Source organism: Burkholderia pulmonis, assembly GCF_984667975.1.
This window is the reverse complement of the sequence record NZ_OZ480186.1, coordinates 1,762,022-1,771,477: the sequence shown is the minus strand read 5'-3', so window position 1 is coordinate 1,771,477 and position 9,456 is coordinate 1,762,022. Positions and strand designations below refer to the sequence as shown.

Annotated in this window: 14 protein-coding genes; 5 read left to right on the top strand and 9 right to left on the bottom strand. The window is 66.1% G+C overall.

The window, feature by feature from the left end; translation table 11 throughout:
- Positions 1 to 14 precede the first annotated feature (14 nt).
- Positions 15 to 1,301, top strand: coding sequence for an MFS transporter (locus AC5LXK_RS08285; RefSeq protein WP_493391134.1), 1,287 nt, complete (start codon positions 15 to 17; stop codon positions 1,299 to 1,301).
- 77 nt (positions 1,302 to 1,378) lie between these two features.
- Here AC5LXK_RS08285 and AC5LXK_RS08280 read toward each other — a convergent pair whose 3' ends face one another.
- Both AC5LXK_RS08280 and AC5LXK_RS08275 read right to left on the bottom strand, forming a co-directional pair.
- Positions 1,379 to 2,431: an NADP(H)-dependent aldo-keto reductase gene (locus AC5LXK_RS08280; protein ID WP_493391133.1), complete on the bottom strand. Its 1,053-nt coding sequence runs from the start codon at positions 2,429 to 2,431 to the stop codon at positions 1,379 to 1,381.
- Between the two features lie 146 nt (positions 2,432 to 2,577).
- Positions 2,578 to 3,015 (bottom strand): PaaI family thioesterase, encoded by a 438-nt coding sequence (locus AC5LXK_RS08275; protein WP_006484216.1) that lies wholly within the window; start codon positions 3,013 to 3,015, stop codon positions 2,578 to 2,580.
- Positions 3,016 to 3,202: 187 nt separating this feature from the next.
- On the opposite strand from AC5LXK_RS08275, the gene AC5LXK_RS08270 reads away from it, so the two are divergent.
- Positions 3,203 to 3,691, top strand: coding sequence for a winged helix-turn-helix transcriptional regulator (locus tag AC5LXK_RS08270; protein WP_493391132.1), 489 nt, complete (start codon positions 3,203 to 3,205; stop codon positions 3,689 to 3,691).
- A 317-nt stretch (positions 3,692 to 4,008) separates the two neighbouring features.
- The gene (locus AC5LXK_RS08265; protein WP_493391131.1) at positions 4,009 to 4,632 is read left to right on the top strand and encodes a phospholipase D family nuclease; all 624 of its coding nucleotides are present in this window, start codon (positions 4,009 to 4,011) and stop codon (positions 4,630 to 4,632) included.
- Between the two features lie 148 nt (positions 4,633 to 4,780).
- Here AC5LXK_RS08265 and AC5LXK_RS08260 read toward each other — a convergent pair whose 3' ends face one another.
- Positions 4,781 to 5,002 carry a hypothetical protein gene (locus AC5LXK_RS08260; RefSeq protein WP_493391130.1) on the bottom strand — a complete coding sequence of 74 codons (222 nt, stop codon included), beginning with the start codon at positions 5,000 to 5,002 and terminating at the stop codon, positions 4,781 to 4,783.
- A 39-nt stretch (positions 5,003 to 5,041) separates the two neighbouring features.
- Complete coding sequence (locus tag AC5LXK_RS08255; protein ID WP_493391129.1) at positions 5,042 to 5,221, bottom strand: hypothetical protein; 180 nt, start codon at positions 5,219 to 5,221, stop codon at positions 5,042 to 5,044.
- A 45-nt stretch (positions 5,222 to 5,266) separates the two neighbouring features.
- Here AC5LXK_RS08255 and AC5LXK_RS08250 point away from each other — a divergent pair, with 45 nt between their 5' ends.
- On the top strand, positions 5,267 to 6,238 hold the full coding sequence (locus AC5LXK_RS08250; RefSeq protein WP_493391128.1) for a sensor domain-containing diguanylate cyclase: 972 nt from the start codon (positions 5,267 to 5,269) through the stop codon (positions 6,236 to 6,238).
- Positions 6,239 to 6,315: 77 nt separating this feature from the next.
- Here AC5LXK_RS08250 and AC5LXK_RS08245 read toward each other — a convergent pair whose 3' ends face one another.
- The 5 genes from AC5LXK_RS08245 to AC5LXK_RS08225 form a co-directional block, all read right to left on the bottom strand.
- Positions 6,316 to 6,789 (bottom strand): VOC family protein, encoded by a 474-nt coding sequence (locus AC5LXK_RS08245; RefSeq protein WP_493391127.1) that lies wholly within the window; start codon positions 6,787 to 6,789, stop codon positions 6,316 to 6,318.
- A 160-nt stretch (positions 6,790 to 6,949) separates the two neighbouring features.
- Complete coding sequence (locus tag AC5LXK_RS08240; RefSeq protein WP_493391126.1) at positions 6,950 to 7,492, bottom strand: aspartyl-tRNA synthetase; 543 nt, start codon at positions 7,490 to 7,492, stop codon at positions 6,950 to 6,952.
- A gap of 103 nt (positions 7,493 to 7,595) precedes the next feature.
- Entirely contained in the window at positions 7,596 to 7,835 is a 240-nt protein-coding gene (locus AC5LXK_RS08235; RefSeq protein ID WP_493391201.1) for a hypothetical protein, read from the bottom strand.
- 45 nt (positions 7,836 to 7,880) lie between these two features.
- Positions 7,881 to 8,189, bottom strand: coding sequence for a phosphatidylserine/phosphatidylglycerophosphate/cardiolipin synthase (locus AC5LXK_RS08230; RefSeq protein WP_493391125.1), 309 nt, complete (start codon positions 8,187 to 8,189; stop codon positions 7,881 to 7,883).
- Between the two features lie 46 nt (positions 8,190 to 8,235).
- Complete coding sequence (locus AC5LXK_RS08225; RefSeq protein ID WP_493391124.1) at positions 8,236 to 8,619, bottom strand: VOC family protein; 384 nt, start codon at positions 8,617 to 8,619, stop codon at positions 8,236 to 8,238.
- Between the two features lie 86 nt (positions 8,620 to 8,705).
- On the opposite strand from AC5LXK_RS08225, the gene AC5LXK_RS08220 reads away from it, so the two are divergent.
- Complete coding sequence (locus AC5LXK_RS08220) at positions 8,706 to 9,449, top strand: DUF695 domain-containing protein (protein ID WP_493391123.1); 744 nt, start codon at positions 8,706 to 8,708, stop codon at positions 9,447 to 9,449.
- Positions 9,450 to 9,456: the final 7 nt, after the last annotated feature.

The window sequence follows — 9,456 nt, the reverse complement described above, 5'->3', positions numbered from 1 at the left end:
GACCTGCACACACGATGAACACGACCACCCTGACCTCGCAGGACGCCGCGCGCCCCAGCGCCGCGAAGATCCGGCGCATCATCTTCGCGGCGTCGATCGGCAACGCGCTCGAATGGTTCGACCTGATCGTCTACGGCTTCTTCGCGGTCACGATCGCCAAGCTGTTCTTCCCCGCGACGAGCGAAGCGACGTCGCTGATGCTGACGCTCGGCACGTTCGGGCTGTCCTACCTGATCCGGCCGATCGGCGGCTTCGTGCTCGGTGCATACGCGGACCGCGCGGGCCGCAAGGCGTCGCTGCTGCTGTCGATCGCGATGATGATGGCCGGTACGCTGCTGATCGCGCTGATGCCGACCTACGCATCGATCGGCATTCTCGCGCCGCTCGGGATCATGCTGTCGCGGCTGATGCAGGGCTTTTCCGCGGGCGGCGAATTCGCGAGCTCGACCGCATTTCTCGTCGAGCACGCACCGCAGCGGCGCGGCTTCATGTCGAGCTGGCAGTTCGCGAGCCAGGGCCTCGCGACGCTGCTCGCGTCGGGCTTCGGCGCGCTGCTGACGGCCACGCTGACACCCGCCCAACTCGAAAGCTGGGGCTGGCGCGTGCCGTTCCTGTTCGGCCTCGCGATCGGCCCGGTCGGGCTGTACATCCGCCGTTACGTCGACGAAGGTGTCGAATTCAAGACGCAGGCACGTTCCGAAGCGCCGGTGCGCGAGCTGTTCGCGGACCAGAAGTTGCGGGTGCTGCTGTCGATCGGCGCGCTCGTGATCTCGACCGCGATCAACTACATGATCCTGTACATGCCGACCTACGCGATCAAGCAGCTCGGGCTGCCCGCGTCGACGGGCTTCGCGGCGACGCTCGCGACCGGTTTCGTGCTGACGCTCGTCACCCCGGTCGTCGGCCATCTGTCCGATCGCACCGGGCGCATCCGCATGATGGCGGTCGCGGCCGCGCTGATGCTCGTCACCGTGTGGCCGACGTTCGCATGGCTCACGCGTCATGCGTCGTTCGCGACGATGCTCGCCGCGCTGGTCTGGATCGGTGCGCTGAAGGCGATGTACTGCGGCGCGCTGCCGGCACTGATGGCCGAGCTGTTCCCGTCGCAGACGCGCGCAACGGGGCTCGCGGTCAGCTACAACACGGGTGTCACGCTGTTCGGCGGCTTCGCGCCGTTCGTCATCACCTGGCTGATCAGCACGACCGGCAACCGGCTGTCGCCGGCGCTCTATCTGATGGGATGTGCGGTGCTGAGCCTCGCCGCGCTGTTCGTCGCGCGCACACGGCTCAGGATGCGATAGCGAAGGAAACGACGGCGCAGCGATGCGCCGCCGGTGCGGCCCGTCGCGGCATCGCCGCCGCGCGGGCCGCGCGCCGTTTACGGCGCCGGATTCGGCTGCAGTTCGTGCAGCGCGTCGATCTCCGCGAGGATCTCGTCGGACAGCTTCACGCCGATGCTGCCGATGTTCTCCTTCAATTGCTCGAGCGACGTCGCGCCGACCAGGTTGCTGCGCACGAACGGACGGCTGTTGACGAACGCGAGCGCCAGTTGCGCGGGCGACAGCCCGTGACGCTGCGCGAGCGCGACGTAACGCGACGTCGCCTCGACGGCCTGCGGCTTGCTGTAGCGCTGGAAGCGCTCGAACAGCGTGATGCGCGCACCGGCCGGACGCGCGCCGTTTTCATACTTGCCGGACAGCCAGCCGAACGCGAGCGGCGAATACGCGAGCAGGCCGACGCCGTCGCGATGCGTGAATTCCGACAGCCCGTTCTCGAACGTGCGGTTCAGCAGGCTGTACGGATTCTGGATGCTCGCGATACGCGGCAGCCCGAGCTTGTCGGCCGCGCGCAGGAACTGCGCGACGCCCCACGGCGTTTCGTTCGACACGCCGATCGCGCGCACCTTGCCGGCCTTCACGAATTCCGCGAGCACGCCGAGCGTTTCCTCGATCGGCACCGTGTACGCGTCGTCGACCCACGGATACGCGGGGCGGCCGAACGTGGTCGTGCTGCGATCGGGCCAGTGCAGCTGATAGAGGTCGACGTAGTCGGTCTGCAGGCGCTTGAGGCTGCCGTCGAGCGCCTCGGTCAGGTTCTTGCGGTCGAACTGGTTGCCTTCGCCGCGAATATGGCGCGGATTGTGCGGCTGTCGCGCCGGCCCCGCGATCTTCGTCGCGAGCACGATGCGGTCACGCTGCGCGCGATGCTGCGCGAGCCAGGTCCCGATGTATTGCTCGGTGCGCCCCTGCGTGTCGGGCTTCGGCGGCACCGGATACATCTCCGCGGCATCGATCAGCGTCACGCCCTGCGCAAGCGCGTAGTCGATCTGCTCGTGCGCATCGCGCTCCGAATTCTGCTCGCCCCACGTCATCGTGCCGAGGCCGATGAGGCTGACCTCGATGCCCGAATCGCCGAGTGTGCGGTATTCCATGCTGTTCCTGTCGCGTCGGTGGAAAGCAGGAACGCTATCACATTGAAGCGACCGCTTCAGACAGGCGACGCATCCGCTTACAGACGGCCTTCGGCCGTGCCCCGGTCGCGCATGCGCCTCCCGGATGACGGCGTTTCCGCCCTCCGTTACTGCGGCCGCTGGATGAAGCAGGTCGCCGATGCGTGAGCCACGATCTTGTCGTCCGGCGTCTTCAACGTGCCTTCGGCAACGCCCAGCGAACGCGACAGGTGAATCACGCGCCCTTCCGCAATCAGGTCGACGTCGCGCGGCACGGGCCGCAGCATCTTCACGTGCAGATCGACGGTGCCGTAGCCGACGCCCGCGTCGAGCATCGAATGCACCGCGCACCCGGTGACCGAATCGAGCACCGTCGCGGCGAAGCCGCCGTGCACGCCCCCAAGCGGATTCAGGTGCCGGCCGTCCGCCCGCGCCGAAAACTTCACGTAACCGAGCTCGACGTCGAGCGGACGCATCGGAATCGTCTCGGAAATCGACGCCAGCGGCGCATCGCCCGACACGGCAGCGCGCAGCAGATCGAGGCCAGACAGGGAAAGCGGGTTCATGGGGTTGTCTCCGGGTTGAAAGCGCGTCGCCGCTCGAGTAAGTTCTAAATTGGAACTCATTATTGTCAACGATACCGGTGGTTGTCAACGCGGCTTGGCCCGTTGCGACCGAAGGCGGGTTCTATAATCGAACCCGCTATTTCGCTGAACCGCCGCAAGACCGCCGCAACAGGCAAGAGACTCGACGATGAAATGGGATGACATCGGCACGCTGAACTGTTCGGTCGCACGCACGCTTGCCGTGCTCGGCGACCGCTGGACCATGCTGATCCTGCGCAACGCCTTCCTCGGCTGCCGCCGCTTCGATGCGTTCCAGACCCAGCTCGGCCTGACGCGCCACGTGCTGGCCGAGCGGCTCGCGCGGCTCGTCGACGAAGGCGTGCTCGTCAAGCGTGCGTATCAGGCGCGCCCGCCGCGCTTCGAATACCGGCTGACGGACAAGGGCCTCGACCTCTACCCGGCCCTGCTCGCGCTGATGGCGTGGGGCGACCGCTGGAAGGACGACGGCCAGGGGCCGCCGGTGCAATTGCGTCACCGGACCTGCGGCCAGCTGATGCACGCCGTCACCGTCTGCTCGGCCTGCGGCGAACCGCTCGACGCCCGTGACGTGCAGCCCGAGCCGGGCCCTGGGTGGGTCGCGTCCGGTGCAACCGGGGCGCCTGCGGCCAGGGATTGACGCGCTGCATACGCAGGCCGGCCGACGCGCCCGACGCACTCGTTGCACATGCTTCGACCACGAGCCGCACTGAGCCCGCTCGAACGCTCACGCATTAATCGCATACCGATGCGCTGTGACGGCAAACGCAATCGCGCGCCGCCGGCACGCGCCACGGATTGCTCCGATCGCACACGCGATCCGCACAACGCAACGTTGCGCCACCGCCGCCGCTGCCGATCGCCGCGCGAACACCTGCCTCGTCTCCGCACGTGACCTAGCCGCCGCGTGTGCGTTACACTCACGGCCCGCTGTCTCGAAATTATCCGCTGTCCACGATGTTGTCGCGCAATCGCCTCGCTGCTGCCTGTCTCGCTGCCTCCCTGCTCGCCACACCCTTCGCCGCTTTCGGCAAGACGCAAAGCGAATCGCTGCTCCAGCAAGCGATCGACCTCGTGTCGCGCTGGCTGCCGGCCCCCACTCACGAAGCCCCCGCGGCCCAGGTCGTCGAATCGGCGTTCTCGCCCGACGGCGGCGCCGAGGCGCTCGTGCTGAAAGCGATCGGGGCCGCGCGCAGCTCGATCCGTGTCGCCGCCTATTCGTTCACGTCGCCGCCCGTCACGCGTGCGCTGCTTGCCGCCAGGCAACGCGGCGTCAATGTCGCGGTGGTGGTCGACGACAAGGGCAATCGCGCGAAGAGCAGCAAGCAGGCGCTGAACCTGCTCGTCAACGCGGGGATCCCGACGCGTACGATCGACGCCTATGCGATCCATCACGACAAGTACCTCGTGATCGACGCCGAGCACGTCGAAACGGGTTCGTTCAACTACAGCGCGTCGGCAGCGAGCCGCAATTCCGAAAATGTCGTCGTGGTCTGGAACAATCCGCAGCTCGCGTCGCGCTACCTCACGCACTGGCAAAGCCGTTTCGACCAGGGCACGCCGTACCGTTCCAGCTACTGACCCACGCCACGCTTTCACACTCCGCTCGGCAGCTCGCCTTCGATCCGCCGTGTTGCAGATGATCGGCGAGCATGACGCGACGTTCAACTCGGCCGAATGGCCAGCGCACCGTCTCGCGGCTCGCCCGTCGCACAAAACACCGCCGCGTTCAACGCATGTCAGGCGCCCGCCCGGCGCCGGCATGGACGGTCGGCGCACAACGGTTCGCGCGCCCGTCCGCGCCGCTTGCCGAATTCACCGGCAGGCCGCGGGCGCCACCCGGCAGCGCACTGAGCATGCAATCGGTGCTGAATGCCAGCGTGTTCTGGACCGTCGGATAAAGGAGATACAGCGCAAATGCGAGAGAGCCTGCGTACAGAATTCGAACCATGGTGCGATGGGATGCGATGAACGATTGGACTCGCCCTATTTACGGCATGGCAACGACCACCTTGAGGCATCGCGCATCCGATTCCGCATCGGCACGAAACACGAGCCGATAACACCCGCTTCTCACCGCATCTTCATCAATCGCGCCGGAGCCGATCATCGCCACCACACAACCGGCGACATGGCGATACATCGAATAATGCGCGATACTGTCCGACATACGATCCCGTGACCGGCCATGCAGCCGGGACAAGAGACAAGGCCCATGCAAATCGCACCGAAACCGGCCAACGAGGCTGCCCGGCTCGATACGCTTCATTCGCTGTCGATCCTCGACACACCGCCCGAGGAGCGTTTCGACCGTCTGACGCGTCTCGCGCGCCGGCTGTTCGACGTACCGATCGCGCTCGTCAGCCTCGTTGACGAGAATCGCCAGTGGTTCAAGAGTCATGCCGGCCTCGACGCCACGCAAACGTCGCGCGACGTGTCGTTCTGCGCCCATGCCCTGCTCACGGGCGACACGATGGTGATCCAGGACGCACTGAACGACAACCGCTTCCACGACAATCCGCTCGTCACCGGCACGCCAGGCATCCGCTTCTACGCCGGCCGACCGCTCACCGCACCGAACGGCGCCCCGATCGGCACGCTGTGCCTGATCGACACGCGGCCGCGCTCGCTCGAACCCGACGAGCTCGCGCTGCTCGGCGATCTCGCCCACATGACCGAACGCGAAATCGCCGCGCTGCATTTCGCGACCACCGACGAACTCACGCAACTGACGAACCGGCGCGGCTTCGAGATCCTCGCCCGCCACGTGCTGAGCCTGTGCGATCGCCTCGGCCGTCACGCAGTGCTGCTGTTCTTCGACCTGAACGAATTCAAGGCGATCAACGACCGCTTCGGCCATGCCGAAGGCGATCGCGCGCTCAAGGTGTTCGCCGACACGCTGACGGGCGCGCTGCGCGACAGCGACGTCATCGCACGGCTCGGCGGCGACGAGTTCGTCGTGCTGCTGAGCGCCACCGATGCAGCCGACGTCGCCGAACCCGTCGAACGCGTGACGCAGGCGCTCGCGGTGCACAACGCAGCCGACGCACGCGGCTACGCGATCCGGTTCAGCGTCGGGCACGTTACCTACGATCCCGCACGGCATCGCACCGTCGCCGACCTGCTCGCATCGGCCGATCACCGGATGTACGAAGACAAGCAGCGTCGCAAGACAACCGGCGCATAACCGCGACCGATTCGCACGCGAGCGCCCGCGCGCACCGCCGAACCGTCGCGCAACCGCGGCTGCGCGACGGCATCAGATCAGCTCCCGCACGGCGGCGCGCTGGCCATTGCCTCCGTGATCTGATCGGGTGTCAGGTCGCGCTGATGCGTCGCAATCGACCAGCGATGCCCGAACGGATCCTCGACCTGTCCGTAGCGATCGCCCCAGAACATGTCGGCGGCCGGCATCGTGACCGTCGCACCGGCCGCGACCGCCTTCGCGATTGCCGCATCGGCGTCCGGCACGTACAGGTGCAGGCAGACCGCCGTGCCTTTCAGCGCCTTCGGCCCGAGCGCGCCGTGCTCGGGCATCTCGTCCACCAGCATCAGTGTCGAATCGCCAATCGCGAGGCACGCGTGCGCGAGCCGGCCGTCGGGCATCGCCAGGCGAAACCGTTCGCTCGCATTGAATGCGCGCTTGTAGAAATCGATGGCGGCGGCGGCGCCTGCGCAGATCAGATGCGGTGTCAGCGTGCGCATCCCTTCCGGGATCGGCTTGACGGACGTGGACATGGTGTCGCTCCTTAATCGGTTGTCGTATCGAGAATCGGGACGGACGCGCGATGCGCACGCCTCCGATGCTACGACGGACGACGCCGATGGAAATCGACAGGGTGCCCGGGATTTTTTTGTTTTCTTGCGCGACGAGGTGCGCGGCACGCAGCCGCGGGCGTCATCGGCCCGTTCGGTCGGCTCCGTCGTCCGGCATCCCGAACTGACGGCGGCATGCCTCCAGCAATCCGGCCACCGCGTCGAGCGGAAGATCGGCGAACCGGGCGATCGGCAACATCACGCCGCCCGGCACCTTCGTGCGCGACGAATGTGCCGAGAACTGGTAGCCGATGTAACGATTTCCGGCGACGCTGACAATCCGGAATTCGGTGACGTCGCGCCACGGTGTGACAGGTTTTTCACGCGCCGCGCCGATCAGCCTGAAGCCGGTCTCGTCGACCTGAAGCGCCATCTTGCGCCGCGACGAGAACAGGAAGGCGGCACTTGCCAGCGCCAGCAATGCGGCCAGCGCCGCAACGGGCCAGAGCGTCGGATCGGCTGCGTAACCGCACAGACTCGCCACGGCCAGCACCGCACATACGACCGCCCTTCTTTTCAGGCTCCGGCTGTCGACTGCCAGCGTCACCGGCAACTGGCCGGTGATCGTTCCCGCCACAGGATCGACGTGCCAGCGGGACTCCGTTGTTTCGCGTTCCTCGTTCATGGCTTGCCTGCCCGCATCGACGGCGCCCGGCCCATCGGCGCGGGCGCCATGTCGCCGCGCCGCGCTCGTTCGCGCGGATCAAGCCCCATTGCGTGGCCGTCGGTCAATTGCATACCTTGACGGTGCCGTTGGTCGTGCATTGACCGACGGACCAATGACTCTGCCCCGCCAGATGAGGTGACAGGCCGATACCGTTAATTGGCGCAGCCGGCGACGATGCAGGAACCGTTGCCGACGCGGTCTCGGACGACGGTTGAACGGGTGCCGGCCCGGATGCGGTCTGGCAAGCGGCAAGCGCCAGGCACAGCGTGAATGCCGACGGGATGATGACGGATCGGAGCATGGTCATATACGCGTTTGCGCGATTCGCTTGGGGAGCCGGTCGCGGTCAGATCTGCGGCAGATCGCGCAACGTGCGCGACTCGCTGGTTGCATCGATGTCGAGTTCGATGCCTTCCGACGCATCACGATACAGCACGCGTTTCAGCCTGGGTCCGATTGCAGTGGCGTCCGATGCCGAGAAGATCGCGCGAACGTCGTTGCCGGACGCGAGCGCGCGGGCGACCTCTGCCACCGGTGCTTCGCTCGGCGTCGCCGCCCACGAGCGATCGGCCGGATTCACTGCCGCCCAGCGCACGTGCGTCACGCGCGCGCTGAGCGGATCGATTCGGACACCATTCACAGCGAACGTCGACATCGGAATCTCCTTTGAATTCTTTGCGGCCGCCGTACACCGGCGGCTGTCACGGGTGGCCCCAGATCTCGCATATGTTACCCGCCGGGTCCGCCACCGAGATCGCCACCGTACCGTCGCCGTAGTCCCAGTCGTTCAGGATGCTGACGTGATGCAACTCGAGTCGCGCAACGGCTTCCGACACGCTCGCCACTTCGATGGCCAGCGCAATCCCGTGGCCGGTCGGACGAAACTGGGGATACGGAAACTCACCGCCCCGGCCCGTATGAACGGTCAGCGTCGCGCCCTGCACGACAAAGCGATGCCACGGATTTCCCGCAGCCGACACGCCGTCGGAATGCATCGGCAGCGCAAGCGCCAAGCGATAGAAATCCACCACCGCCCGATAGCAATCATCTTCGACCGGCACCAGGATGCCCAGACTCATGATCATGCGCGCTTCTCCGGCCAACGCGATTTTCGATGATACATTGGGACGCTTTGCAACCGTCAACAGACAATCGTGTACGGGAGAAACACATGAGCGACGCCTGGGGAACCTTCCCTGCCAGAATGGGCGACCATCAGGCTTTCATCAGCTTCAATCACGGCTTCGCGGAAATCGCGGAAGGCGATCCGCGCACGTCGCTGCTCAGCGTGCGCGTCCCCTTCGCGCATCCGTCGCCCGAAGGCCTGCCGACCGGCGACGAATTCGCCGATCTCGCAAAGATCGAGGATCTGCTCGACGCGACGATCACCGCGAAAGGCGGCGTGCAGGTCGGCCGCATCACCGTCGACGGCAACCGCGATTTTCTTTTCTATGTGCCGTTCGACGAAGACACTGCAGCGGAGATCGTCGACTCGCTGACCGAACAAACGACCTATGCGCTTCAGTACGCGCATCAGGACGATCCGGACAAGGCAACCTACTGGCAGACCCTCTACCCGACCGACGACGACTGGCAGATCATGCGCGACATGCGCGTGCTGGATGCGTTGCGGCAGCAAGGCGACGTCGGCGACGTGAGCCGCCGCGTGATGCACTGGGCGTACTTCCCGGATCCGAGCGACGCGCACCAGTTCGCGGACTGGGCCGAAGCGAAAGGCTATCCGGTCGAATCGGTCGCGCCCACCGAAGACGGCAAGTCGGCCGTGCGGTTTTCGCATGAAGGCACGTTGGCGCTGACCGACATCACGCGCCATACGATCGCGATCAATCGCGAGGTGCGCTCGCTCGGAGGGGATTACGACGGCTGGGAAACCAGCGTCGAACAGGCGGGTTGAGCACATC

Bases quoted from the DNA above. Each gene is read 5' to 3' on its own strand.
- AC5LXK_RS08285 (WP_493391134.1), top strand. From the start codon at position 15: ATGAACACGACCACCCTGACCTCGCAGGACGCCGCGCGCCCCAGCGCC.
- AC5LXK_RS08280 (WP_493391133.1), bottom strand. From the start codon at position 2,431: ATGGAATACCGCACACTCGGCGATTCGGGCATCGAGGTCAGCCTCATC.
- AC5LXK_RS08275 (WP_006484216.1), bottom strand. From the start codon at position 3,015: ATGAACCCGCTTTCCCTGTCTGGCCTCGATCTGCTGCGCGCTGCCGTG.
- AC5LXK_RS08270 (WP_493391132.1), top strand. From the start codon at position 3,203: ATGAAATGGGATGACATCGGCACGCTGAACTGTTCGGTCGCACGCACG.
- AC5LXK_RS08265 (WP_493391131.1), top strand. From the start codon at position 4,009: ATGTTGTCGCGCAATCGCCTCGCTGCTGCCTGTCTCGCTGCCTCCCTG.
- AC5LXK_RS08260 (WP_493391130.1), bottom strand. From the start codon at position 5,002: ATGGTTCGAATTCTGTACGCAGGCTCTCTCGCATTTGCGCTGTATCTC.
- AC5LXK_RS08255 (WP_493391129.1), bottom strand. From the start codon at position 5,221: ATGTCGGACAGTATCGCGCATTATTCGATGTATCGCCATGTCGCCGGT.
- AC5LXK_RS08250 (WP_493391128.1), top strand. From the start codon at position 5,267: ATGCAAATCGCACCGAAACCGGCCAACGAGGCTGCCCGGCTCGATACG.
- AC5LXK_RS08245 (WP_493391127.1), bottom strand. From the start codon at position 6,789: ATGTCCACGTCCGTCAAGCCGATCCCGGAAGGGATGCGCACGCTGACA.
- AC5LXK_RS08240 (WP_493391126.1), bottom strand. From the start codon at position 7,492: ATGAACGAGGAACGCGAAACAACGGAGTCCCGCTGGCACGTCGATCCT.
- AC5LXK_RS08235 (WP_493391201.1), bottom strand. From the start codon at position 7,835: ATGCTCCGATCCGTCATCATCCCGTCGGCATTCACGCTGTGCCTGGCG.
- AC5LXK_RS08230 (WP_493391125.1), bottom strand. From the start codon at position 8,189: ATGTCGACGTTCGCTGTGAATGGTGTCCGAATCGATCCGCTCAGCGCG.
- AC5LXK_RS08225 (WP_493391124.1), bottom strand. From the start codon at position 8,619: ATGATCATGAGTCTGGGCATCCTGGTGCCGGTCGAAGATGATTGCTAT.
- AC5LXK_RS08220 (WP_493391123.1), top strand. From the start codon at position 8,706: ATGAGCGACGCCTGGGGAACCTTCCCTGCCAGAATGGGCGACCATCAG.